The sequence below is a fragment of the Chryseobacterium lineare genome (assembly GCF_977014045.1).
Window position 1 is genome coordinate 2,878,516 of sequence record NZ_CDRNIQ010000001.1, and the last position, 24,354, is coordinate 2,902,869.

Here is a 24,354-nt window from a genome sequence, read left to right on the forward strand (position 1 = left end):
CTGAACGGTTTTTCTTTTTATATTCTGAGAATATTATTCTTCAGTTCTTTCCTCTGTAGAATCAGCAGCTTCAGCCGTTGGCTCAGCAGCTTTTTCTTCTACTACAGGAGCTTCAGCAACTACAGCTTCTTTTTTAGCCGTTGTAGATCTTCTGCTTCTTCTTGTCGCTTTTTTCTCTTCAGCATTAGGATTATAAAGCTCGTTGAAGTCTACCAATTCGATAAGAGCAGTATCAGCAGCATCACCTGGTCTGAAACCTGTTTTGATGATTCTTGTATAACCACCGTTTCTCTCAGCGATTTTAGGAGCTACTGTTCTGAATAATTCAGTAACCGCTTCCTTGTTTTGAAGATATGAAAAAACAATTCTTCTGTTGTGTGTAGTATCTTCTTTTGCTTTAGTTAATAGAGGCTCAACATATACTCTTAAAGCTTTAGCTTTAGCAACAGTAGTGTTGATTCTTTTATGCTCAATTAGAGAACAAGCCATATTAGAAAGTAAAGCACTTCTGTGAGAAGCTGTTCTTCCTAAGTGATTGAATTTTTTACCGTGTCTCATTATTAATTATTTATCAGCGTCTAACTTATATTTTGCAACGTCGAAACCGAAGTTAAGACCTTTTGAATGCACTAATTCTTCTAGTTCTGTCAAAGATTTTTTACCAAAATTTCTGAATTTCATCAAATCAGACTTACTGTAAGAAACCAGTTCTCCAAGAGTTTCTACTTCAGCAGCTTTCAGACAGTTAAGGGCTCTTACGGAAAGATCCATATCTGCTAATTTAGACTTAAGTAGTTGTCTTGTATGAAGAGTTTCCTCGTCGTATTGGATAGATGCTTTTACAGCTTCTGTTTCAAGTGTGATTCTCTCATCAGAGAACAACATGAAGTGATAAATTAATATCTTAGAAGCTTCTGTTAAAGCATTTTGAGGACTAATGGAACCATCAGTTTCTATATCTAATACAAGTTTTTCGTAGTCTGTTTTTTGCTCTACACGATAATTTTCAATGCTGTACTGTACTTTCTTGATTGGCGTAAAAATAGAGTCGATGGCAATAGTACCAACAGGTGCATTGTTTGACTTATTTTGTTCAGAAGGAACATACCCTCTTCCTTTTTCTATGTTGAAAGTAATTTCGAAAGTTACATCACTGTTTAGGTTACAAATCACTAAATCCGGGTTTAATACCTCAAATCCGTTGATAGATTTACCTAAATCACCAGCAGTAATAACCGTTTGACCCGAAACCTTAGCAACAACCTGCTCATTAGACTGGTTTTCTGCTGTAGCTTTTAATCTTACCTGCTTAAGGTTAAGAATAATTTCGGTAACATCTTCGATTACTCCTGGAATAGTTGAAAATTCGTGCTCTACACCTTCTATTTTGATAGATGAAATAGCGTATCCTTCCAGAGAAGAAAGCAACACTCTTCTCAAAGCATTACCGATTGTAAGCCCGAAACCTGGTTCTAGTGGTCTGAATTCAAACTGACCTCTAAAATCATCAGAGTTAAGTAAAATTACTTTATCGGGTTTTATGAATTGTAAAATTGCCATATTATTGGGTTGAGCAAAAATTTGATTAAAAAATTATTTAGAGTAAAGTTCGACGATAAGCTGTTCCTTGATGTCTTCCGGAATTTGGATTCTCTCAGGAGCAGAAACGAAAGTACCTTCTTTCTTCTCATCGTTGAATTGTAACCACTCATAATTTGCTTTAGAAGCCAATGCGTTTGTAACAACTTCAAGAGATTTAGATTTTTCTCTTACAGCAATTACGTCACCTGCTTTTACCAAATATGAAGGAATGTTCAGAATCTCTCCATTCACAGTGATGTGTCTGTGAGAAACTAATTGTCTTGCAGCAGATCTTGTTTTAGCAAAACCTAATCTGTACACTACGTTATCCAATCTAGATTCGCAAAGTTGTAATAGAACTTCACCTGTTACACCTTTACTTCTGTGTGCTTTGTCGAATAAGTTAGCAAACTGCCTTTCTAAAATACCGTAAGTATATTTAGCTTTTTGTTTTTCAGCCAACTGAACTGCATATTCAGATTTTTTAGCACCTCTTCTTTTGTTAGGACCGTGTTGTCCTGGCGGTTGGTTTTTTCTTTTTTCGAAGTTTTTGTCATCTCCGTAGATTGCAGCACCAAACTTTCTAGCAATCTTAGTTTTAGGTCCAATATATCTTGCCATAATGGGTAAATTCTAAAAATTAAACTCTTCTTCTTTTTGGTGGTCTACATCCATTGTGTGGCATAGGAGTCACATCAATGATTTCGCTAACTTCAATTCCTGAATTGTGAATAGATCTGATAGCAGATTCTCTACCTGCACCTGGCCCTTTCACAAACACCTTTACTCTTCTTAATCCAGCTTCGTGAGCTACAGCAGAGCAATTTTCAGCTGCCATCTGAGCAGCAAATGGAGTATTCTTTTTAGAACCTCTGAAACCCATTTTACCGGCAGAAGCCCAAGAGATAACCTCTCCGTTTTTATTTGTTAAAGAAATGATGATGTTATTGAAAGAAGCCTGAATATGAGCTTCACCAATAGCTTCAACTTTTACTTTTCTTTTCTTAACTACTTTAGTTTGTTTTGCCATAATTCCTAACGATTATTTACTAGCTTTTTTCTTGTTAGCAACAGTTTTTCTCTTTCCTTTTCGGGTTCTAGAGTTGTTTTTCGTTCTCTGGCCTCTTAAAGGTAATCCAAGTCTGTGACGTATTCCTCGTTGGCATCCTATGTCCATCAATCTCTTGATGTTCAATTGCACTTCAGATCTAAGCTCTCCTTCCACTTTAATGTTTTCAGAGATATAGTTTCTGATTGCAGCCAATTCATCGTCATTCCATTCGTTGACTTTCTTGTCTTCGCTGATACCGGCAGCTTTAAGGATTTCTGAAGAAGTACTTCTTCCAATTCCGTAGATGTAAGTTAAACCGATAACACCTCTTTTGTTTTTTGGTAAATCAATACCTGAAATTCTCGCCATAATTTAATGTTAGCCTTGTCTTTGTTTAAATTTTGGGTTCTTCTTGTTGATTACGAATAGTACACCTTTTCTGCGTACGATTTTGCAATCAGCGCTTCTTTTTTTAATTGATGCTCTTACTTTCATTTTGATCGTATTTATTTTTTAACAACAGCCAAATGAAACGCGTGTTCCATTTGGCAGATTGTTTTAATATCTAAATGTAATTCTCCCCTTCGACAAATCGTAAGGAGACATTTCTAATTTTACCTTATCACCAGGTAATAACTTAATATAGTGCATACGCATTTTACCAGAGATATGAGCAATAAGAACATGCCCATTTTCCAGTTCAACACGGAACTGAGCGTTCGAAAGTGCTTCCGTGATAACGCCGTCCTGTTCAATATGTTTTTGTTTTGCCATAAATTAATATCCAGTCGTTCTTGATAATTTAGACTGCATTAAGCCATCATAATGATGGTTCAGCAGATAAGTATTAATCTGTTGAACAGTATCTAAAATTACTCCCACCATAATCAATAGTGATGTTCCCCCGAAAAATAAGGCGAACGCATCTGTCTGAACAAAGCTTCCGTGTACAATTGCCGGAAGGACTGCAAAGATAGATAAAAAAATTGCACCTGGCAAGGTAATTTTTGATAAAATATCATCTAAATAATCAGCCGTCTCTTTTCCTGGTCTTACTTTCGGTACCAAGCCTCCATTCCTCTTCAAATCATCAGCCATCTGGTTTACCGGAATCGTAATTGCAGTATAGAAAAACGAGAAGATAATAATTAATAATGCAAACAATACGTTGTACTGCCAGCTAAAAACATTCTTGAAACCTGCAAGAAAAGTATTAGATTCATCCACTTTAGTTAATAATCCCGGTACGAACATCAATGCCTGAGCAAAGATAATCGGCATTACACCGGCAGCATTTACTTTCAATGGGATCCACTGTCTCGCTCCCTGCATAAGATTTCTGTTTACACCTCCTCTTGCCTGAGCTCTGCTTACATACTGGATAGGAATTTTTCTGACAGCAACGGACAATACCACCGCTAAAAGAACCACTACCATCCAGAAAATTACTTCAATAAGGATCATGATTGATCCCATTCCTCCTTTTCCGTTCTGAACCGCCATTTCCTGTACGAATGCTTCAGGTAATCTTGAAAGAATCCCCACCATAATAAGGATAGAGATACCGTTTCCAATACCTTTGTCGGTGATTTTCTCACCCAACCACATTGCGAATACTGACCCGGCAACCAAAATAACAATACTTGGCAACCAGAACATGATAGAATTTGGCTCTACATAATATGCAGATGAGAACTGAGCATACGGTAAGAATAATTGAGTAATAGAAGTTAAATAAGAAGGTGCCTGTACTAAACAAACGCCAATTGTTAACCATCTAGTTATCTGATTCAATGTATTTCTACCTGACTCTCCATCTTTCTGAAGCTTCTGAAGATAAGGAATAGCCATCCCCATCAACTGAACAATAATAGAAGCAGAAATATAAGGCATGATACCTAACGCCATTACGGAAGCATGACTGAAAGCTCCTCCCGTAAACGACGAAAGCAAGCCAAGGAGACCTGCTCCTTGCTTGTTACCGCCTTGATTTTTATAATGCTCTAAGAGATCTCCCACTTCTGCAAGGTTAATTGCAGGTAAAGAGATATAAGATGCGAATCTATACACAAGGATAATTCCTAAAGTGAAGATAATTTTATCTCTAAGTTCTTTAAGACTCCAAATATTTTTGAGTGTTTGTATAAATTCTTTCATTAGTAATTATTATAAGGTAATTGCTTTTCCACCTGCTTTAGAGATCAACTCTTCAGCAGATTTAGTGAACTTGTCAGCAGAGATTGAAACCGCAGATTTCAATTCTCCTCTACCCATAATTTTCACTAATTCGTTTTTAGTAATTAAACCATTTTCAATCATAACTTCTCTTGTAATATCTCCTGTGATAGATTTATTTTCAATTAAAGTCTGGATTGTATCAAGGTTAATTCCTCTAAACTCTTTTCTGTTTATATTTTTGAATCCGAATTTCGGTAATCTTCTTTGTAAAGGCATCTGACCTCCTTCAAAACCGATTTTCTGAGAATATCCGGCTCTTGCTTTCTGTCCTTTGTGACCTTTTGTAGAAGTACCTCCTTTTCCAGTACCCTGACCTCTACCAATTCTTTTTGAATTGAAAGTTGATCCTGCAGCTGGCTTTATGTTGTTTAAATTCATTTTAAAATTATTTTAAAAATTATTTTTGAACTTCAAGTAAGTGACTAACTGCAGCTATCATTCCTAAGATAGAAGGAGTAGCTTCGTGTTCTACAACTTGGTGAAGTTTCTTTAATCCTAATGCTTCAAGCGTTCTCTTTTGGGTTTTTGTTCTTCCAATAGCGCTTCTTACTTGTTTTACTTTGATTGTTGCCATTGTTTATATATTAACCGTTAAACACTTTACTTAGAGAAACTCCTCTCATTCTAGCGATCTCTTCAGGTCTTCTGATATCCAATAACGCTTTGAAAGTAGCTTTCACCACGTTGTGAGGGTTAGAAGATCCTTTAGATTTTGAAAGGATATCGTGAATACCAGCAGACTCCAATACGGCTCTTACCGCACCACCGGCGATAAGTCCTGTACCGTGAGAAGCAGGTCTTAAGAAGATATCTGCACCTCCGTATCTAGCAGTCGTCTGGTGAGGAATCGTATGGTTCATTACAGGAACTTTCACAAGATTTTTCTTAGCATCTTCAACTGCTTTAGCAATTGCAGAAGCTACCTCTTTAGATTTTCCAAGTCCGTAACCGATAACACCTTCTTCGTTACCTACTACAACAATAGCAGAAAATCCGAAAGCTCTACCCCCTTTAGTTACTTTTGTTACTCTGTTAACAGCTACGAGACGATCTTTAAGTTCTAATCCTCCCGGTTTTACTCTTTCTATATTATCTAGTCCTAACATATTTTCCGAAATTTAATGATTAGAATTTAAGTCCACCTTCTCTCGCACCGTCAGCAAGAGCTTTTACTCTTCCGTGATATACGAATCCGTTTCTATCAAATACAATATTTTCGATTCCTGCAGCGATAGCCTTAGCAGCAATAGCTTTACCTACAGCAGCAGAAACTTCAGTCTTATTTCCGTTAGCCTCAACGCCTTTCTCTCTTGAAGAAGCGGAAGCTAAAGTTTTTCCACTGTTATCGTCGATTAACTGAGCGTAAATTTCCTTATTACTTTTGTATACAGATAATCTTGGCAATTCAGAAGATCCGGAGATTTTTCCTCTTACTCTTCTTTTGATTCTTATTCTTTTTTCTACTTTACTTAATGCCATAATACTTATAATTTATTAAGCAGATTTACCAGCTTTACGTCTAACAATTTCTCCTACGAATCTTACACCTTTTCCTTTGTATGGCTCAGGCTTTCTGAAAGAACGGATCTTTGCAGCTACCATCCCTAGAAGTTGGTTGTCGTGAGACGTTAAAGTAATAATTGGGTTTTTACCTTTTTCAGTCAATGTATCAACTTTTACTTCGCTAGGAAGTTCTAATACGATACCGTGAGAGAATCCTAAAGCCAACTCAAGTTTTTGACCTGCGTGTGATGCTCTGTATCCTACCCCTACTAGTTCCAGTTTCTTTTCGAAACCTTGATTTACACCAACAATCATGTTGTTGATTAACGCTCTGTATAAACCGTGAAGCGCTTTGTGTTGTTTAGCTTCAGATGGTCTGTTTACGTTCAGTTCACCATCTTTCTGTTCTATAGTAATTCCTGCTGTAAGCTCCTGAGAAAGTTCTCCTTTAGGACCTTTTACAGTTACCACACCATTGTTTTCAGTGATTGTAACTCCTGCTGGAACTGTTATAATTGCTTTACCAATTCTTGACATTTTCCTGTGATTAAAAATTAATAAACATAGCAGATTACTTCACCGCCTACTTTTTCTTCTCTGGCTTTCTTGTCAGTCATTACTCCTTTAGAAGTAGAGATGATAGAAATACCCAAACCGTTTAGTACTCTTGGAAGTTCAGTAGAACCTTTGTACTGTCTCAAACCTGGTCTAGAAGCTCTTTGGATAGATTTAATAGCAGGTTTGCTGGTTTGTTTGTCGTACTTTAAAGCGATTTTGATTGTTCCTTGAACAGCGCTATCTTCAAACTTGTAGTTTAAGATATACCCTTGATCAAATAAAATCTTAGTAATCTCCTTTTTGATTTTCGATGCAGGAATTTCCACCACTTTGTGGCCTGCGCTTTGTGCGTTCCTTACTCTTGTTAGGAAATCTGAAATTGGATCTGTTACCATTTTTCTTTTATAAATTATTGGTTAAAGAACAATCAGTATTGTAAGGACTTGAAGAGTAAAATATCAGGCCTCAGAAACTTTGGCCTGATATTTTGTATTCTTTAGTATCCAGACAACTTAATTGTCCCGAATTTTTAATTAGTAATTATTACCAACTAGCTTTTTTAACTCCCGGGATAAGACCGTTGTTTGCCATTTCTCTGAAAGTTACTCTAGAAATACCGAACGTTCTCATGTACCCTCTTGGTCTTCCTGTCAGCTTACATCTGTTGTGTAATCTTACAGGAGAAGCATTTTTAGGTAATTTCTGAAGTGCTTCATAGTCACCTGCTTCTTTTAGAGCTTTTCTTTTATCAGCGTATTTAGCAACTAACGCTTCTCTTTTGCGCTCACGCGCTTTCATTGATTCTTTAGCCATTTCTTAGTTCTTTTTGAATGGTAAACCGAAGTGAGTTAATAATGCTTTAGCCTCTTTATCTGTTTTCGCAGTAGTAACGAAAGTGATGTCCATCCCTTGGATTTTTTTCACTTTGTCAATTACAATCTCAGGGAAGATGATCTGCTCAGTGATCCCTAAGTTATAATTACCTCTACCATCGAAACCATCAGCCTTGATCCCAGAGAAATCTCTGATACGCGGCAATGCAGAAGAAGTTAATCTGTCTAGGAACTCATACATTTTGTGAGCTCTCAACGTAACTTTAGCACCTACAGGCATTCCTTTTCTTAGTTTGAAAGCAGCCTCGTCTTTCTTAGAGATCGTGCCTACAGCTTTCTGACCAGTGATGTTCGTTAATTCTTCAACAGCATAATCGATGATTTTTTTATCTGCAGTAGCATCTCCTAAACCTTGAGATAAAATAATTTTCTCCAGTCTAGGTACCTGCATTACAGATTTGTATCCGAATTCTTCCATCATTGCAGGAATAATCGTTTCTTTATATGCTTTTTTGGGTCTTGCTATATATTCCATGTGTTATTTAAAATTATAAAGTTTCACCCGTTTTTTTGTTGATTCTTACTTTCTTATCTCCTTCGATTTTGTAACCTACTTTGATAGCTTTTCCGTCTTTACCAACTAAAGCTACGTTTGAGATATGAATAGAAGCTTCCTTCTCAGTGATTCCTCCTTGAGGGTTAGAAGCTGAAGGCTTAACGTGTTTTTTAACGATATTAAGTCCTGCAACGATAACTCTAGGGTCTCTTCCTTCTTTTTTGATCACTTCAATAACTTCACCGGTACCACCTTTAAGACCTTTCTTACCGGTAGTTACGATTACGTTATCTCCTCTTTTTATTTTTAACTTTGACATTTTTTTTAAAATTTTAAATATTAAAGTACTTCAGGAGCTAATGAAATGATTTTCATATATTCTTTGTCTCTCAACTCACGGGCAACCGGTCCGAAAACACGGGTTCCTCTCATTTCTCCTGCTGCGTTAAGCAATACACAAGCATTGTCTTCGAATTTGATGTATGAACCATCTTTTCTTCTAACCGCTTTTTTAGTTCTTACTACTACAGCTTTAGATACCTGACCTTTCTTAGCGTTTCCTGATGGTGTAGAATCTTTGATAGTAACAACGATTTTATCACCAACTGAAGCATATCTTCTTCTGGTTCCTCCCAGAACTCTGATAACCAATACCTCTTTAGCACCTGTGTTATCAGCAACTTTTAATCTTGATTCTGTTTGTAACATTATTACTTAGCTTTTTCAATGATTCTTACTAATCTCCATCTCTTGTTCTTACTCAAAGGTCTAGTTTCCTGGATCAGAACTGTATCACCTTCTGTGCATTCGTTGTTCTCGTCGTGTGCAGTATATTTTTTCGTTTTCAAAACGAATTTACCGTACATCGGGTGCTTTACTCTTGTAGTTTCACTAACAACAATAGTTTTTTCCATTTTATTGCTGGAAACCACTCCGATTCTTTCTTTTCTTAAATTTCTATCCATTGTAAAATGAAATTATTGTTTGTTAGTTAACTCAGTATTTAGTCTAGCGATTGTTTTTCTCAAATCTCTGATTTGGATCGGGTTTTCAATTGGGCTGATTGCATGAGCCAATTTCAATTTAGAATATTGAGCTTTTGCTTCAGTTAATTGAGCTTGAATATCACCCGCGCTTAAATTTTTAATATCAGCTTTTTTCATTGTATTCAAAGATTAAAGAGGTTTAACAAAATCGTTAGCAACGATGAATTTAGTAACTACCGGTAATTTTTGTGCAGCAAGTCTAAGAGCTTCCTTAGCGATTTCGTAAGGTACACCTCCGATTTCGAACATAATTTTACCCGGTTTTACTACAGCTACCCAATATTCCACGGCACCTTTACCTTTACCCATCCTTACTTCAGCTGGTTTTTTGGTAATTGGCTTATCCGGGAAGATTTTAATCCATAGCTGACCTTCTCTCTTCATATATCTTGTCGCAGCGATACGAGCAGCTTCAATTTGTCTTGCAGTGATCCAAGCACCTTCTGTCGCCTTAATCCCGAAAGTTCCATAAGCAAGTTGACTACCTCTCTGGGCACTCCCCTTCATTTTCATCTTATGTACTCTACGGAACTTGGTTCTTTTTGGTTGTAACATAATTTCTAAATTTTAGATTTTAGATTTTAGATTTTAGATTGTTTTTTATTTTAAAAAAGTAACGGTAATTTAAAATTCAAAATGGTCTAATCTAAAATTTTTAATTATTATTGTTATTATTGTTATTGTTCTTTCTAGGTCTTCTGTTGTCTCTGTCTCCTCCTCTGTTGTTTCTGTCTCTGTCTCCTGACTGACCTCCTTTTTTCTGTTGTCCCACTAGCGGAGAAAGTTCTCTTTTACCGTAAACTTCACCTTTCATGATCCAAACTTTTACCCCTAGCTTTCCGTACTGAGTAAGTGCCTCACCGATATGGTAATCGATATCTGCTCTGAAAGTAGACAATGGAATTCTTCCGTCTTTGAAAGATTCTGATCTTGCCATTTCAGCACCGTTCAATCTACCAGAGATCTGAACTTTGATCCCTTCTGCACCCATTCTCATTGTACCTGCTATCGCCATCTTCACAGCTCTTCTGTAAGAAATTCTGTTTTCGATTTGCTTAGCAATACTGTCAGCTACTAATACTGCATCAAGCTCAGGTCTTTTGATTTCGAAGATGTTGATCTGAATATCCTTTTTAGTCAATTTTTTCAACTCTTCTTTCAATTTATCAACTTCCTGACCTCCTTTACCGATGATAAGTCCCGGTCTAGCAGTAGTGATCGTAACTGTTACTAATTTTAATGTTCTTTCAATATAAATTCTTGAAATCCCACCTTTAGATAATCTAGCTTCAAGGTATCTTCTGATTTTGTAGTCTTCCGCGATTCTGTCTCCATAATCGTTTCCACCAAACCAGTTAGAATCCCATCCTCTGATGATACCTAATCTATTACCAATTGGATTTGTCTTCTGTCCCATACCTTGATTAATTTTCTTTTGTACCTAAGATTAACGTAATGTGGTTTGATCTTTTTCTGATTCTGTACCCTCTTCCTTGTGGAGCTGGTCTCAGTCTCTTCAATTGTCTTGCACTGTCTACAAAAATTTCTTTAACGATAAGGTTTGCTTCTTCGATATCAGCCCCTTCGTTTTTTGCTTGCCAGTTGGCCATTGCTGAAAGTAAGACTTTCTCTAACTTGTTAGATGCGTCTTTCTTAGAATATTTTAGAATGTATAAAGCTTTGTCTACTTCTACTCCTCTGATGATATCAGCTACTAATCTCATTTTTCTTGGAGAAGACGGGCAATCATTATGTAATGCTTTTACTACATCTTGATTTGTTAATTTACGTGCTAATGCACTTTCTCTTTTTCTTGATCCCATGATTATCTGCTTCCTTTGTTTTTGTTACCACCATGACCTCTGAAAGATCTTGTTGGAGAAAATTCGCCTAACTTGTGACCTACCATGTTTTCTGTAACATAAACAGGAATAAAAGATTTTCCATTGTGTACAGCAATAGTTTGTCCTACGAAGTCCGGAGAGATCATCGATGCTCTAGACCAAGTTTTGATAACTGTCTTCTTACCAGACTCTATATTTGCCTGAACCTTCTTATCTAAAGTATGATGAATGAACGGTCCTTTTTTAAGTGATCTTGCCATAATTATTTTCTTTTAGATACGATGTAACGGTTAGACACTTTGTTTTTCTTTCTAGTTTTGTAACCTTTAGACGGCATACCGTTTCTAGATCTTGGGTGACCTCCTGAAGAACGTCCTTCCCCACCACCCATTGGGTGATCTACAGGGTTCATTACTACCGCTCTTGTTCTTGGTCTTCTACCTAACCATCTGCTTCTACCAGCTTTACCTGATACTGTTAATTGGTGATCAGAGTTGGAAACTGAACCAATCATTGCCATACATTCAGTAAGGATCATTCTTGACTCTCCTGAAGGCAATTTAATGATTGCATATTTTCCGTCTCTTGATGTTAATTGAGCTGAAGAACCAGCACTTCTTGCTAAAATAGCACCTTGACCAGGCTTCATTTCAACACAAGAAATTACAGTACCCAATGGAATATTTTTCAATTTCATTGCGTTCCCTACATTTGGTTCTACGCTTTCACCTGAAACTACTTTCTGATCTACTTTGATACCGTTTGGAGCGATGATGTATCTCTTCTCTCCGTCAGCATATTCTAATAAAGCGATAAATGCAGTTCTGTTTGGATCGTATTCTACAGATTTTACAGTGGCTTCAACGTTTGCTTTGTTTCTTTTGAAGTCAATAATTCTGTATTTCTTTTTGTGTCCACCGCCGGTGTAACGCATGGTCATTTTACCAGTTTGGTTACGTCCACCTGACTTTTTAATACCAACTGTTAGAGATTTCTCTGGCTTGTTGGTAGTAATTTCCTCAAAATTGTTTACAATTCTGAATCTCTGTCCCGGGGTGATAGGTTTTAATTTTCTAACAGACATTACTATTATTTATAATTAATAATTAATTTACAGCAAAAATATCGATAACCTCACCTTCAGCAAGTTTGATTACCGCTTTTTTCAATTTGTTTGTCTTTCCAACCTGAAGACCTTTTTTAGTGTATTTCGAAGAAACCTTCGGAGCATAAATCATTGTATTAACGTCTGCTACTTTTACACCATAAGCCGCTTCAACAGCTTTTTTAATCTGGATTTTATTCGCCTTAGTATCTACCAAGAAAGAATAAGAACCTCTTAAATCCGTAAGGTAATTAGCCTTTTCTGAGATAACTGGTTTAATGATAATAGACATGATTTATTTCTTTAAATTTTCCTGGAATTTTTCAACTGCACCTTCGAAGAATACGATCTCACCTGCATTTACTAAATCGTAAGAGCTTACTTCGTTGAAGTTCATTACTTTAGTTTTAGGTAAGTTTCTTGAAGATAAATACACATTCTTGTTAGCTTCAGGAAGAATAAACAAAGATTTTTTACCGTTCAATGTTAATGCATCTAATAAAGTAATGAAATCTTTAGTTTTAGGAGCATTAAGGCTCACATCTTCTAAAACTCTGATGCTGTTATCTCTCATTTTCTGAGATAAAACAGATTTTTTAGCTAATCTCTTAAGAGCTTTGTTCAATTTGAATCTGTAGTCTCTCGGTTTTGGTCCGAATACTCTACCTCCACCTCTGAAAGTTGGAGATTTGATATCCCCGTATCTAGCAGAACCAGATCCTTTTTGCTTCTTAAGTTTTTTAGTAGAAGCAGTAATTTCGCTTCTTTCTTTTGCTTTATGAGTTCCTTGTCTTTGTGCAGCAAGGTACTGTTTAACTTCTAAGTAAACCGCGTGCTGATTTGGCTCAATTCCGAATACTGTTTCGTCTAGAGTTACTTTTCTTCCGGTCTCTTTTCCTGATGTATTTAATACTACTAGTTCCATTTTCTGATAATTACATAAGAATTTTTAGCTCCCGGAACAGCACCTTTTACTACTAAAAGATTTTGTTCTTGATCCACTTTTAATACCTGAAGGTTTTGAACAGTTACCTGCTTACCTCCCATTCTTCCAGCCATTCTCATCCCTTTGAATACTCTTGAAGGGTCTGATCCAGCACCGATAGAACCTGGAGCTCTAAGTCTGTTGTGCTGACCATGAGTTGCCTGCATTACACCTCCAAAGCCATGTCTTTTAACAACACCCTGGAAACCTTTACCTTTAGAAGTACCTGTTACGTCTACGAATTCTCCCTCGTTGAACAAGTCTACTTTTACTTCCTCTCCTACTTTTACTTCATCAACGAATTCTCTGTAGAATTCTACCAATTTAGCTTTAGGAGCAGAACCAGCCTTTTTAAAATGGCCAGCTAACGCTTTACCAACGTTCTTCTCACTCTTGTCATCGAAACCTAACTGAACTGACTTATAACCGTCTTTTTCAATGGTTCTGACCTGTAAAACCGAGCACGGACCAGCTTGAATAACTGTACAAGGAATGTTTTTCCCTTCTTCGTTAAACAAAGATGTCATACCGATTTTTTTACCAATAATACCTGACATTGTTTATATTATAATAAAATTTATCCTTTATTTATCACCTTTTTCAGGAAGTCTGAAGTAATTTCTACGTTTGATGTAGGCATACTACGTCCCTAAAATGAGTGTGCAAATTTATGAATAAAATTTAATCTGACAAATATTTGTAGTAAATATTTTGATTTTTAATCATTTAGATCATTTTTGCAGAATTCCGAGAAAATAAATGAACGAAATATGAATGAATAATAAAAACCACGAACAAACTATATATTTTATCAGGTTCTTTCTTTATCGTAAAAATTTAAAGCATTCATAATGAGTAATTATGTAATATAAACCTAAAAGATCAATTAATATTTAATTCAAAAAAACAAAATCACATCCGATTTCATTTTCTGTTATGGTTCATATACCATAATTTGCGGTTTAATTTTTGATAAGGTATTTTTAAATTTCATTTAATAGCCTTATGAAAATAGAGAATTGTTCCATGAAGTCATTAATAGCAGATTATTGTGACACTCCACTTCTCGTCCGGAAATCAAACCCAACATCAACTGTAAACGCTAAAGACCGTTAATGAAAACTCTTAAGCTTTTATGGATCTTTCTGCTGATTATTTCATGCAATAAAAAAGAAGATCATCCGTACACGTTTTACTATTGGAAAACAAAACTTTCAATTAACACCAAAGAAAAAGAAGTTTTGAATAAAACCACTCTTCCATTGCTCTACACAAGATTTTTTGATGTAGACAAATCAAGCGGAAAGTTTCAGCCTATAGGCGTCATTACCAAAGACACCAGTTTCAACCTCAGTCAAAAAATTGTTCCTGTTGTTTTCATTACCAACCGCACATTTCTTTATATAAAAAACGATGAAATTACATTTCTGGCCAAGAGCATCAGTGAACTTATCAACAAAAAAAAATCAGAATATCATTTGAATACCGCGCCGGAAATCCAAATCGACTGCGACTGGACTGCCGGAACCAGGGATGATTATTTCAAATTTTTAAAAGAATTAAAAAAAATTTCAGGGAAAGAAATTACCTGCACGTTGAGACTTCACCAAGTTAAGGATAAGGCACTGACAGGAATTCCTCCAGTGGAAAAAGTGTACCTTATGTGCTATTCTACGTCGTCGCCTTTGGAGAATTCTGACAAAAACTCAATTCTTGATGTCAATACATTGAAAAGCTATTTAACAAATATTAATGAATATCCTGTTAAGAAAATAGAAGTTGCCTTACCCATTTATTCCTGGGGAATTGTAACCAATTATCTCGGAAAGCACAAGCTCATCAATGCTTTATCTGAAAAAGATCTTGAAAACGCAAACTTTAAAAAGATTTCAGACAATGAAATTGAAATACGTAAAGACGGCTTCTATTTCGGAAATTATATGAATAAAGGTTTCAGGATCAAAATTGAATCAGTCTCGCAACAACAACTTACAGAGGTGATCAGTTTCCTGGAGAAAAAAATACAGCATTTCAACATCATTTATTATCAATTAGACAGTAAATTTGTTACAGGACAGAATTTTAATTTTTAAAATTGTAATTATAGACTTATTAAAATTGTCAACTAAAAACACCATCATAAAATGAAAAAGTACTTTCTTTCGCTTGCGGTTTTCTCGCTTTTTTATACCAAATCTGAGGCCTGCGCATGGTCGGATCCGGATTATGAGTATTTTAATCTTTTTACCCAAAGTATTATCAAAGATAAATCTTATCTGCCTTTTCTTCACAGCTATTCAACAAGATTTTATACGGATTTTAAATCTTCCGCCATTCCTGATGAAAATATTGATTCTTGGAAAAGATATTTTAATAATCAGCTGAGCTATGTCCAGACGGAATATCTGGTAAACAAGATGAATATTAATGACCTTAACGCTTTAAAAAAAGGAACTCCTACCAACCAGCTTTTGGTAACATTAGGACCCGGATTTTATAACAAGTACCGTGAAGGAATCGATTATCTGATAGAAGCAAAATATCTTGAACCTTATATGAAGATCAACTATATTGAAAGTGGAGATTCATTTTATTATCACCCGGAGCCGGGAACAGGAAAAAATGCGACTAATCTTGATTACAACAAAACAATTTCTGCACTTACATCACTATACAACGCTACAAAAAATCCCGAAATTAAGCAGAGATATGGCTACCAGCTTGTCAGGTTTAATCATTATACAAGAAATTATGACGTAGCGCTGAAAGCTTTCAAAACGTACGTAGAACCTTTAAGATTGAAAGGCGCCCCCTACATTATGGCACTTGACCAGCTCGCAGGAGCGCAGAGAGGTTTAGGAATGAACAGTGAAGCGAACTGGAATTTCTTTCAGGTTTTCAAAGACAGTAAAAGTCGTAAAGAATCTGCTTTTGTATCGATGAAACTTTCGGATACTGCTTCTTTCAATAATATTTTGAAACGTGCGGCAACAAACGAAGACAAAAATATGGCCTACTTTCTTTTAGGTTATGAAGATTTCAACAACCCTATTCCTGTCATGGAAAAAATGTATGAGATCAACCCTGATTCAGAAATTCTGAAAGTAATGGCGGTAAGAAGTATCAACGAGCTTGAAAGGAGCTATCTCCCTATCTATTACTATACAGACGATAGCAATACAACTGTTCAGAAAAATAATACAGGTCAAGACACCAAGGATCAAAATAAAACTGAGACAGCTGAGCCCAAAAAAGAACTTTCTTTCTGGCAGAAGATTATCCGGTTTTTTAAAAATCTTTTCAGCAGCAAGAAAGATAAAAGTTCCGGTGACAGCAAAGCTGATCAAAGCGACGATGAACTTCTCGAAAATCCAAACAGAATTCCGGTCTTCTCAAAAAACAATTACTGGTATGATGATAAGACCAAAGATTTTCTGGATGACCTGGAAAAATTCACCTCAAAAGCAAAAGAAAAATCCAAAGATGAATATTGGCAGATTGCGGATGCTTATTTAAAATTCCTGAAAAAAGATTATACATCCAGCACCGAAATTTTAGAAAATATAAAAACCAATAATCCTGAATATCTGGAAGAGATCAAAAGAATGAAGGTGCTGAATGATATTGTCTCACAGCCGAAAATCGATGCGGCATACGAAGATCATTTAATGAAAGATTATTCGGAATATTTCATTGAAAAGCCCGCTGCGAAAAAAGACAGTACTGAAACAGATGAGTATGATTATTATGGTGAAGTTCCTTCTACGGCAGATTTTCTTAAAGACGTTCTGGCAAACCGTTATTTCCTTCAGGGTGAAGACGGAAAGTCTTTCCTGATGAATAATAAACTTTCTGATCTTCAATACAATCCGAATTCAAGCCTGGTGAAAAGTGTGGAAGATTTTTACAGAAAGCCCAATAAGACACAATTTGAACAGGAAATTATTGCTAAAAACATTAATGACGTAGGAAATATTGATGCGTTCTTTGCCGTGATCTATGGTGACAGAGCGATGAGACAGGCAGATTTTGACAAAGCAAAATCATACTATGCGAAGGCACAAAACTTTTCCGGAATTCCAAGATCTGAATGGAACTATGATGAGAAAAAAGTCACTGTTCTGAAATATTCTCCGGGAGCATACAATGGATTCAGTAATATTTCTGATCTTGTTTTCGGACATAACGTTTGGGAAAGTTTCCAGAGTTCACCGGAAGAAAGCATGAAAAAAGAAGATTACTCAGCATTTCCGTTTATAAAACCTACTATGGATAAATTGGAATTATCAGAAGCTTTAATTCAGTTAAAGAAGATCGGTGAAGGAAAAAATCAAACCGCTGCGGCAGCCAATCAGCTTATTGGAAACCTTCTTTACAACACTTCTATTTTAGGATATTACCGACAACTTTTTGTGATGGATATAGATAACACAAACGGCGGAAAATATGATTTCCAAAGTACAGACCATAAAAATCCTTATCAATATTATTATAAAAATTTCCTGGACAGAACTTATATCGAACCGGATAATTTTGACTTGTCCATCGATTATTACAAGAAAGCATTAAACCTTTCAGCCAATAAAGAACAGAAAGCAAGAATTTTATTCCAGATGGCAAGTGCAGAACAGGGGAAATATTATCAGTATGAAGCTAAAAATCCTTCAAAAGTCGATTACTCTGATCCTAAATACAGTGAAAAAAGTGATGCTTACCAGGCTCATCTTGATCAGATAAAAAATCAGAAATACAGAACCTATTTTGCGATGCTAAAATCTCAATATGCAGATACGGAAACTGCGAAAGACCTATTAGGAAGCTGCACTTATTTTAGCTTTTTTATGAAGTAATTTAAATAAAAAAAGGAATCAAATTGATTCCTTTTTTTGATTTTGTTCCTGTAGCCACTCTTCATGCTTTTTTCTGAAAATCCTGTCTTTATGATCCTGATTTCGCTGTGCGGCATCAATAGAATGCGAAGAATGAATATCATCATCTTCTTCGGCAAAATCAGCAAGTTTTTCGTAATAGCAATGAAGTTGATCGAGTTCTTTTTCCGTAAGATCCTCGATATCAACAATTCGGTTGCTTGCTTTTTCGTTGGCCGCAATCAATTCATTTAATTTGATCTGGATTGCTTTTGAATCTTTATTCTGAGCCTTCTGTATCAGGAAGACCATAAGAAATGTTATGATCGTCGTTCCGGTATTAATGACGAGTTGCCATGTTTCGGAGTATTTGAAGACCGGGCCGGTTACAGCCCATAAGACAACTATGATTGTTGCTCCTATAAAGGCATAAGAACTTCCTGTGAATTTTGTCGCCCAATTTGAAAATCTTTCAAATACACTTTGATTTGTTTTAGACATTTTGTTCTTTTTTTACAATGAATCAGCATCAAAAATTCCGCCGAAAAGCAGAGTTTCGTAGTCTAAGTTAATTAAAATCAATATAATTGAAGCTTAAGGTAATAAAAAAATCCCTATTCTTTCGAAAAGGGATTTATTATCATAGCAAAGTTGATTTGCGTTAAAGACTTTAGGTCTCAGGCAATTATCACACTTTAATTTCTACGTCTACACCAGAAGGAAGTTCTAATTTCATTAGAGCATCAACCGTTTTAGAAGAAGAAGAGTAGATATCCATCAATCTCTTGTGAGCTGATAATTGGAACTGCTCTCTTGCTTTCTTGTTTACGTGTGGAGATCTCAACACAGTGAAGATTCTCTTGTTTGTTGGTAATGGAATTGGTCCGTTTACAACAGCACCGGTAGCCTTTACCGTTTTTACGATTTTCTCTGCAGATTTATCTACCAGGTTGTAATCGTAAGATTTAAGTTTTATTCTGATTCTTTGTGACATTTTAATCTAATTTAATATTAACCTTTAGCCTTAGCGATTACATCTTCAGCAACGTTTGAAGGAGCAGCTTCATATTTCTCGAATTCCATAGAAGATGTTGCTCTACCTGAAGATAATGTTCTAAGAGAAGTTACATAACCAAACATTTCAGATAGCGGAACAAAAGCTTTAATAACTTTAGCGTTGTTTCTATCATCCATACCGTTTACAGTACCTCTTCTTCTGTTAAGGTCACCCACGATATCCCCCATATATTCTTCCGGAGTTACTACTTCCAGTTTCATAATTGGTTCCATGATCACCGCTTTAGCTGCTCTACCAGATTCTTTGAATCCCATTTTAGCTGCTAATTCGAAAGATAGCTGATCCGAGTCAACCTGGTGGTAAGATCCGTCTTTCAATACGATTTTCATTGATTCAACTTCGAATCCGGCCAATGGACCGTTTTTCATCGCTTCTCTGAATCCTTTTTCAACTGAAGGGATAAATTCTTTAGGAATATTACCACCTTTAATTTCATTGATGAATTCAAGACCTGTTTTACCTTCGTCTGCAGGACCAATTGTAAATACGATATCTGCGAACTTACCTCTACCTCCGGATTGTTTTTTGTAAACCTCTCTGTGGTTGGCAGTTTGTGTAAGTGCTTCTTTGTATTCTACCTGTGGCTGTCCTTGATTAACTTCAACTTTAAACTCTCTTCTCATACGGTCTACGATGATATCCAAGTGAAGCTCACCCATACCAGAGATGATTGTCTGTCCTGAAGCCTCGTCAGTTTTAACCTGGAACGTTGGATCTTCTTCTGCCAATTTAGCAAGAGCGTTACCCATTTTATCTTGGTCAGCTTTCGTTTTAGGCTCAACAGCGATACCGATTACTGGATCCGGGAAGATCATAGATTCAAGAACGATTGGGTTCTTTTCATCAGATAATGTATCCCCTGTTTTGATATCTTTAAATCCTACAGCAGCACCAATATCTCCAGCTTCAATATATTCAACCGGGTTTTGTTTGTTTGCGTGCATCTGATAGATTCTGGAAATTCTTTCTTTGTTTCCTGATCTTGTGTTAAGAACATAAGAACCGGCATCCAATCTACCTGAATAAGCTCTGAAGAATGCCAATCTACCTACGAATGGGTCAGTAGCAATTTTGAAAGCTAACGCAGCGAATGGCTCATCCACAGATGGTTTTCTTTCGATTTCAGCGTCAGTTCTTGGGTCTGTACCTGCGATATTATCCTTATCCAGTGGAGAAGGAAGATATTTACAAACAGCATCAAGCATGAACTGTACTCCTTTGTTTTTGAAAGAAGATCCACAAGTCATTGGGATGATAGAAAGGTCGATAGTCGCTTTTCTAAGTGCTTCGTTGATTTCCTCTTCAGAAATTGAATCCGGATCTTCGAAGAATTTCTCCATCAAAGTTTCATCATAATCAGCAACAGCTTCTACTAATTTCTCTCTATATTCAAGAACTTCATCTTTCATGTCTTCCGGAATTGGAACTACTTCATAAGTAGCACCTTGTCCTGCTTCATCCCAGATGATCGCTCTGTTTTTGATTAAGTCTACAACCCCTTTGAAATCTTCTTCAGCACCGATTGGTAAAACGATTGGAACTGCATTAGATCCTAACATTTCTTTTACTTGTTTTACAACGTTCAAGAAGTCAGCACCCTGTCTGTCCATTTTGTTTACGAATCCCATTCTCGCAACTTTGTAGTTGTCAGCAAGTCTCCAGTTGGTTTCAGACTGAGGCTCTACACCGTCTACGGCAGAGAAAAGGAATACCAATCCGTCCAATACTCTCAAAGATCTGTTTACTTCTACAGTGAAGTCAACGTGTCCCGGTGTATCGATGATGTTGAAGTGGTAAGGTTTTGTTTCAGGTAATTTTTTACCCTGATCTGTTGGAAAGTTCCAAGAACAAGTAGTTGCAGCAGAAGTAATGGTAATACCTCTTTCAGCTTCCTGCTCCATCCAGTCCATTGTAGAAGCACCATCGTGAACCTCTCCAATTTTGTGGTTTACCCCTGTATAGAATAAAATCCTTTCTGTAGTGGTAGTCTTCCCTGCATCGATGTGAGCAGCAATACCAATATTTCTTGTAAATTTAAGATCTCTTCCCATTTCAGATTAGAATTTGAAGTGTGAAAACGCTTTGTTCGCTTCCGCCATTTTGTGAGTATCAGATTTCTTTTTGAAAGCTGCACCTTCTTCTCTTGAAGCAGCTACAACTTCGTTAGCTAATTTCAAAGCCATAGACTTATCATTTCTAGCTTTAGAATATTTGATTAACCATTTCATTGCCATAGAAATTTTTCTGTCAGCTCTGATTGGCATCGGGATCTGGAAGTTTGCTCCACCTACTCTTCTGGAACGTACTTCTACGTGAGGCATAACGTTAGTTAATGCATCTTTCCAGATTTCAAGGGCTGTTTTTTCCGTATCTCCTTTTTTAGTTTCTACGATATCTAATGCATCATAGAAAATTTTGAATGCGATTGACTTCTTACCGTCAAGCATTAAGTTATTTACGAATCTTGTTACCAATTGATCATTAAACTTCGGATCTGGTAACAACGGTCTTTTTTTCGCTTTTGTCTTTCTCATTGTTTCTGTACCTTATTTAATGATTATTTTTTCTTTCCTTTAGCTGGTGCAGCAGGTGCCTGACCTGGCTTAGGTCTCTTAGCTCCATACTTAGATCTTCTCTGTGTTCTTCCATTTACACCTGCAGTGTCTAATGCACCTCTTACGATGTGGTAACGTACTCCCGGTAGGTCTTTCACCCTTCCGCCTCTCACCAATACTATCGAGTGCTCCTGAAGATTATGTCCTTCGCCCGGGATGTAGGCGTTAACTTCTTTACCGTTAGAAAGTCTTACCCTTGCAACTTTTCTAAGTGCAGAGTTAGGTTTCTTCGGTGTAGTAGTATATACTCTCGTACATACACCACGTCTTTGTGGACAAGAATCAAGGGCAGCCGATTTGCTCTTCTTGGCAAGCGTGGCTCTTCCTTTTCTTACTAATTGTTGAATAGTAGGCATTTAATTGCTTTTTATTTTAGGGTGCAAAAATAATAATATTTTTTTAATTAACAAGCAGTTATGTAGAAATATAATCTTTTATTAAATTTTAATCGACAATAACTCATCAATAAGGAGCTTAAATGAAATCAGTTTTTAATCAGTCAATTAAGCTTCAGTTGTGAAGTGTACAAAACTGTAGACTTATCCCGAACGGTATCTTCTTTTATCCATTTTATTTTAGGATTTAGCGTTCCGGCAATACTTTCTTTAAGTTTACCTTTCTGGTTATTGGTATGATTGTATTTGAAAGACTTATTGATTAATGGGAAATAATAGGTCGTAACCGTTACAAGATTTTTTTCATTATTATAAAGGTACTTCTTGTTAGTAAACTTAGACATTTGAGGTTCAATCTTATCCTTATTTTCCAGATAATTACCAGGATCCTTTAAACCATATAAAACAAGAAAAACGAAAAAGAAACAGCTCACTCTCCAAATCAGTTTATCCGAACTATTCTTCTGGAAATATAAAATGAGAAATGAAAAGAAAAGGCAAAAATTAGAAGCAGCCATAAGCCTTACTCCCATTTCTTCAATTTGCTGAAACCATCCCGAAATCAACAATGCAACACCATAAAATCCTGCCATAATCCATAAAAGAATATGAAAGTAATATAAAGATGTGCCTTTTGCGTTTTTATAATATTGAAGCAGGTAACGAAAAATAAACAGGTCAATAATAAAAACTACAGACTGAAAAACCATACTTCCGAAACTGCTGGAAATCGGTTTTATTGCTATAAATGGATCAACAGCATTTATAAGGCCAAACAGGTTTCTTATTAATTGTATAAAAGAATGATCACCGGCTTTTCCTCTCAGACCTTCCCCGGTAAAATTTCCAAAGTGCAGATAATTAAAGAAGAGATATCCTCCTATTCCCAATCCGGAAATTATAAGAAACAGCAGTAAAGATTTACAATACGGTTTTCCTTTTAATTTAAAAATGAAAATGAAAACAAATAATACAACTGCCGCGTAAATATAAATCCCTGAATATCTGGTAAAAAACATACAGATCATTACCACTGATGCTCCTACAGCATTGATGTACAGATTTTTATTTTCAGAAAATAGCTGATGTAAAAAATAAAATAAGAAATACATGAAGAAAATAAAAGGACCTTCTGACATGGCACCAAAAAAGGCAAAATAAAATGTCTTTCCCGCGAAGAGCAGAACCGTCTCTCGGAAATAAAATTTTTTATAATAAGAAAATAATAAAATGATAACTGAAAATAATCCGTTCAGAATCTTTGAAGCCCAGAAGTAATCTTGAGATAAAAAATGAACCATCCTCAACAGAATAGGATATCCCAAAGGGAAAAGATTGGTTTCAGGGTGAGGAAGATCCGCGGCAATTCCAAAATACGAAAGACTGTCAGCACCAATTCCGCCAAAAGAAATGAAGAAAGTCTGAAAAAAATATACAACAACTATTATGACCGCCAAAATCTTATATTTCAACATAGCATTAATTTTCTTAGCTACAATAATAGGTAAACTTATTTAAAAAATTTTGCAATAGCTATCATCAATTACATTTGCTTGATTTCGGTATAATATTTACTTAAATTTGTTATAGAAATAAACTACGAAATAATATGAAAAATGCGAACATTATCGGTCTTAACGAAGACGACTGCAAAAAAATTTCAGAAAAACTAAATATTCTATTGGCCAACTATTCCGTGTTCTATCAAAATACAAGAGGCTCACACTGGAATATAAAAGGAGATCAGTTTTTCACCCTGCATCCGAAATTTGAGGAGCTGTACAACAGTCTGGTTTTAAAAATCGACGAAATTGCAGAAAGAATTTTAACATTAGGTGCAACACCGGCACATAACTATTCTGATTATCTGAAAGTAGCTACCATTAAAGAAAGCCAGGAAGTAAGCGACGGAACTAAAAGTGTGGAAAATATTTTAAATTCATTTAAAGTTGTGATCGATCTACAGAGAGAACTTTTAGACATTACAGAAAAAGCCGGAGACGAAGGCACCAACTCCCAGATGAGCGACTATATCACAGAACAGGAAAAAGAAGTATGGATGTACAATTCTTACCTTGGCAAGTAATATTTTGACAGA

Annotated in this window: 37 protein-coding genes; 3 read left to right on the top strand and 34 right to left on the bottom strand. The window is 36.0% G+C overall.

All coding sequences use genetic code 11. The annotated features are described in order from the left end of the window. Positions 1–33: 33 nt before the first annotated feature. The 28 genes from rplQ to rplC all read right to left on the bottom strand — a co-directional run bounded on the left by rplQ (position 34) and on the right by rplC (position 13,857). Positions 34–558, bottom strand: a complete 525-nt coding sequence (gene rplQ / locus ACWNCI_RS12715; protein ID WP_449388589.1) for a 50S ribosomal protein L17 — start codon at positions 556–558, stop codon at positions 34–36. A 6-nt stretch (positions 559–564) separates the two neighbouring features. Continuing rightward, the gene (locus tag ACWNCI_RS12720; protein WP_346983946.1) at positions 565–1,560 is read right to left on the bottom strand and encodes a DNA-directed RNA polymerase subunit alpha; all 996 of its coding nucleotides are present in this window, start codon (positions 1,558–1,560) and stop codon (positions 565–567) included. A 33-nt stretch (positions 1,561–1,593) separates the two neighbouring features. Next, on the bottom strand, positions 1,594–2,202 hold the full coding sequence (gene rpsD, locus ACWNCI_RS12725; RefSeq protein WP_169231317.1) for a 30S ribosomal protein S4: 609 nt from the start codon (positions 2,200–2,202) through the stop codon (positions 1,594–1,596). A 19-nt stretch (positions 2,203–2,221) separates the two neighbouring features. Beyond that, positions 2,222–2,611: a 30S ribosomal protein S11 gene (gene rpsK, locus ACWNCI_RS12730; protein WP_002983263.1), complete on the bottom strand. Its 390-nt coding sequence runs from the start codon at positions 2,609–2,611 to the stop codon at positions 2,222–2,224. Between the two features lie 12 nt (positions 2,612–2,623). Continuing rightward, a complete protein-coding gene (gene rpsM / locus ACWNCI_RS12735; protein WP_027381318.1) occupies positions 2,624–3,001 on the bottom strand; it encodes a 30S ribosomal protein S13 in 378 nt (125 codons plus the stop codon). 9 nt (positions 3,002–3,010) lie between these two features. Beyond that, positions 3,011–3,127 carry a 50S ribosomal protein L36 gene (rpmJ, locus tag ACWNCI_RS12740; protein ID WP_007839480.1) on the bottom strand — a complete coding sequence of 39 codons (117 nt, stop codon included), beginning with the start codon at positions 3,125–3,127 and terminating at the stop codon, positions 3,011–3,013. A 63-nt stretch (positions 3,128–3,190) separates the two neighbouring features. Further along, a complete protein-coding gene (infA, locus tag ACWNCI_RS12745; protein WP_029297754.1) occupies positions 3,191–3,406 on the bottom strand; it encodes a translation initiation factor IF-1 in 216 nt (71 codons plus the stop codon). Between the two features lie 3 nt (positions 3,407–3,409). Beyond that, positions 3,410–4,789 (bottom strand): preprotein translocase subunit SecY, encoded by a 1,380-nt coding sequence (gene secY / locus ACWNCI_RS12750; protein WP_346983945.1) that lies wholly within the window; start codon positions 4,787–4,789, stop codon positions 3,410–3,412. A gap of 9 nt (positions 4,790–4,798) precedes the next feature. Then, a complete protein-coding gene (gene rplO, locus ACWNCI_RS12755; RefSeq protein ID WP_449388590.1) occupies positions 4,799–5,248 on the bottom strand; it encodes a 50S ribosomal protein L15 in 450 nt (149 codons plus the stop codon). A 19-nt stretch (positions 5,249–5,267) separates the two neighbouring features. Next, on the bottom strand, positions 5,268–5,444 hold the full coding sequence (gene rpmD / locus ACWNCI_RS12760) for a 50S ribosomal protein L30 (protein ID WP_029297759.1): 177 nt from the start codon (positions 5,442–5,444) through the stop codon (positions 5,268–5,270). A gap of 10 nt (positions 5,445–5,454) precedes the next feature. Continuing rightward, on the bottom strand, positions 5,455–5,976 hold the full coding sequence (rpsE, locus tag ACWNCI_RS12765) for a 30S ribosomal protein S5 (RefSeq protein ID WP_034712988.1): 522 nt from the start codon (positions 5,974–5,976) through the stop codon (positions 5,455–5,457). A 19-nt stretch (positions 5,977–5,995) separates the two neighbouring features. After that, the gene (gene rplR, locus ACWNCI_RS12770; RefSeq protein WP_346983944.1) at positions 5,996–6,349 is read right to left on the bottom strand and encodes a 50S ribosomal protein L18; all 354 of its coding nucleotides are present in this window, start codon (positions 6,347–6,349) and stop codon (positions 5,996–5,998) included. A 15-nt stretch (positions 6,350–6,364) separates the two neighbouring features. Then, entirely contained in the window at positions 6,365–6,910 is a 546-nt protein-coding gene (gene rplF, locus ACWNCI_RS12775; protein WP_346983943.1) for a 50S ribosomal protein L6, read from the bottom strand. A gap of 17 nt (positions 6,911–6,927) precedes the next feature. After that, positions 6,928–7,326: a 30S ribosomal protein S8 gene (gene rpsH, locus ACWNCI_RS12780; protein ID WP_062162720.1), complete on the bottom strand. Its 399-nt coding sequence runs from the start codon at positions 7,324–7,326 to the stop codon at positions 6,928–6,930. Between the two features lie 148 nt (positions 7,327–7,474). Beyond that, on the bottom strand, positions 7,475–7,744 hold the full coding sequence (gene rpsN / locus ACWNCI_RS12785; RefSeq protein ID WP_007839501.1) for a 30S ribosomal protein S14: 270 nt from the start codon (positions 7,742–7,744) through the stop codon (positions 7,475–7,477). A gap of 3 nt (positions 7,745–7,747) precedes the next feature. Continuing rightward, complete coding sequence (rplE, locus tag ACWNCI_RS12790; RefSeq protein WP_346983942.1) at positions 7,748–8,299, bottom strand: 50S ribosomal protein L5; 552 nt, start codon at positions 8,297–8,299, stop codon at positions 7,748–7,750. A gap of 13 nt (positions 8,300–8,312) precedes the next feature. Further along, positions 8,313–8,639, bottom strand: coding sequence for a 50S ribosomal protein L24 (rplX, locus tag ACWNCI_RS12795; RefSeq protein ID WP_034678023.1), 327 nt, complete (start codon positions 8,637–8,639; stop codon positions 8,313–8,315). A 20-nt stretch (positions 8,640–8,659) separates the two neighbouring features. Beyond that, positions 8,660–9,028 carry a 50S ribosomal protein L14 gene (rplN, locus tag ACWNCI_RS12800; protein ID WP_007839504.1) on the bottom strand — a complete coding sequence of 123 codons (369 nt, stop codon included), beginning with the start codon at positions 9,026–9,028 and terminating at the stop codon, positions 8,660–8,662. 2 nt (positions 9,029–9,030) lie between these two features. Then, the gene (gene rpsQ / locus ACWNCI_RS12805) at positions 9,031–9,285 is read right to left on the bottom strand and encodes a 30S ribosomal protein S17 (RefSeq protein ID WP_042720938.1); all 255 of its coding nucleotides are present in this window, start codon (positions 9,283–9,285) and stop codon (positions 9,031–9,033) included. A gap of 12 nt (positions 9,286–9,297) precedes the next feature. Beyond that, positions 9,298–9,483 (bottom strand): 50S ribosomal protein L29, encoded by a 186-nt coding sequence (rpmC, locus tag ACWNCI_RS12810; RefSeq protein ID WP_027381309.1) that lies wholly within the window; start codon positions 9,481–9,483, stop codon positions 9,298–9,300. Positions 9,484–9,495: 12 nt separating this feature from the next. Next, positions 9,496–9,921 carry a 50S ribosomal protein L16 gene (gene rplP, locus ACWNCI_RS12815; RefSeq protein WP_449388591.1) on the bottom strand — a complete coding sequence of 142 codons (426 nt, stop codon included), beginning with the start codon at positions 9,919–9,921 and terminating at the stop codon, positions 9,496–9,498. Between the two features lie 100 nt (positions 9,922–10,021). Beyond that, positions 10,022–10,783 carry a 30S ribosomal protein S3 gene (gene rpsC, locus ACWNCI_RS12820; protein ID WP_042720940.1) on the bottom strand — a complete coding sequence of 254 codons (762 nt, stop codon included), beginning with the start codon at positions 10,781–10,783 and terminating at the stop codon, positions 10,022–10,024. 7 nt (positions 10,784–10,790) lie between these two features. After that, entirely contained in the window at positions 10,791–11,189 is a 399-nt protein-coding gene (rplV, locus tag ACWNCI_RS12825) for a 50S ribosomal protein L22 (RefSeq protein ID WP_027387214.1), read from the bottom strand. 2 nt (positions 11,190–11,191) lie between these two features. Beyond that, positions 11,192–11,470: a 30S ribosomal protein S19 gene (gene rpsS, locus ACWNCI_RS12830; RefSeq protein WP_002983209.1), complete on the bottom strand. Its 279-nt coding sequence runs from the start codon at positions 11,468–11,470 to the stop codon at positions 11,192–11,194. A gap of 2 nt (positions 11,471–11,472) precedes the next feature. Then, positions 11,473–12,294: a 50S ribosomal protein L2 gene (gene rplB / locus ACWNCI_RS12835; protein WP_034678013.1), complete on the bottom strand. Its 822-nt coding sequence runs from the start codon at positions 12,292–12,294 to the stop codon at positions 11,473–11,475. A 22-nt stretch (positions 12,295–12,316) separates the two neighbouring features. Beyond that, positions 12,317–12,607 (bottom strand): 50S ribosomal protein L23, encoded by a 291-nt coding sequence (gene rplW, locus ACWNCI_RS12840; RefSeq protein WP_042720941.1) that lies wholly within the window; start codon positions 12,605–12,607, stop codon positions 12,317–12,319. Between the two features lie 3 nt (positions 12,608–12,610). After that, a complete protein-coding gene (gene rplD, locus ACWNCI_RS12845) occupies positions 12,611–13,240 on the bottom strand; it encodes a 50S ribosomal protein L4 (RefSeq protein ID WP_042720942.1) in 630 nt (209 codons plus the stop codon). Next, the gene (gene rplC / locus ACWNCI_RS12850; protein ID WP_042720943.1) at positions 13,231–13,857 is read right to left on the bottom strand and encodes a 50S ribosomal protein L3; all 627 of its coding nucleotides are present in this window, start codon (positions 13,855–13,857) and stop codon (positions 13,231–13,233) included. Before rplC ends, rplD begins: the two co-directional genes overlap by 10 nt. Before the next feature lie 558 nt (positions 13,858–14,415). Here rplC and ACWNCI_RS12855 point away from each other — a divergent pair. Both ACWNCI_RS12855 and ACWNCI_RS12860 read left to right on the top strand, forming a co-directional pair. Then, positions 14,416–15,393: a hypothetical protein gene (locus tag ACWNCI_RS12855; RefSeq protein WP_449388592.1), complete on the top strand. Its 978-nt coding sequence runs from the start codon at positions 14,416–14,418 to the stop codon at positions 15,391–15,393. Positions 15,394–15,444: 51 nt separating this feature from the next. Further along, complete coding sequence (locus tag ACWNCI_RS12860) at positions 15,445–18,150, top strand: hypothetical protein (protein ID WP_449388593.1); 2,706 nt, start codon at positions 15,445–15,447, stop codon at positions 18,148–18,150. Positions 18,151–18,168: 18 nt separating this feature from the next. Here the strand turns inward: ACWNCI_RS12860 and ACWNCI_RS12865 are convergent, their stop codons facing one another. The 6 genes from ACWNCI_RS12865 to ACWNCI_RS12890 form a co-directional block, all read right to left on the bottom strand. After that, positions 18,169–18,669: a low affinity iron permease family protein gene (locus tag ACWNCI_RS12865; protein ID WP_449388594.1), complete on the bottom strand. Its 501-nt coding sequence runs from the start codon at positions 18,667–18,669 to the stop codon at positions 18,169–18,171. Positions 18,670–18,856: 187 nt separating this feature from the next. Continuing rightward, entirely contained in the window at positions 18,857–19,162 is a 306-nt protein-coding gene (rpsJ, locus tag ACWNCI_RS12870) for a 30S ribosomal protein S10 (RefSeq protein ID WP_002661363.1), read from the bottom strand. 17 nt (positions 19,163–19,179) lie between these two features. Next, positions 19,180–21,297 carry an elongation factor G gene (gene fusA, locus ACWNCI_RS12875; protein WP_346983933.1) on the bottom strand — a complete coding sequence of 706 codons (2,118 nt, stop codon included), beginning with the start codon at positions 21,295–21,297 and terminating at the stop codon, positions 19,180–19,182. Positions 21,298–21,303: 6 nt separating this feature from the next. After that, positions 21,304–21,780, bottom strand: a complete 477-nt coding sequence (gene rpsG / locus ACWNCI_RS12880; protein ID WP_042722989.1) for a 30S ribosomal protein S7 — start codon at positions 21,778–21,780, stop codon at positions 21,304–21,306. Between the two features lie 23 nt (positions 21,781–21,803). Then, entirely contained in the window at positions 21,804–22,217 is a 414-nt protein-coding gene (gene rpsL, locus ACWNCI_RS12885; protein ID WP_027381287.1) for a 30S ribosomal protein S12, read from the bottom strand. Between the two features lie 143 nt (positions 22,218–22,360). Then, on the bottom strand, positions 22,361–23,731 hold the full coding sequence (locus ACWNCI_RS12890) for a hypothetical protein (RefSeq protein WP_449388595.1): 1,371 nt from the start codon (positions 23,729–23,731) through the stop codon (positions 22,361–22,363). A gap of 134 nt (positions 23,732–23,865) precedes the next feature. Here ACWNCI_RS12890 and ACWNCI_RS12895 point away from each other — a divergent pair, with 134 nt between their 5' ends. After that, the gene (locus tag ACWNCI_RS12895; RefSeq protein WP_449388596.1) at positions 23,866–24,342 is read left to right on the top strand and encodes a Dps family protein; all 477 of its coding nucleotides are present in this window, start codon (positions 23,866–23,868) and stop codon (positions 24,340–24,342) included. Positions 24,343–24,354 lie beyond the last annotated feature (12 nt).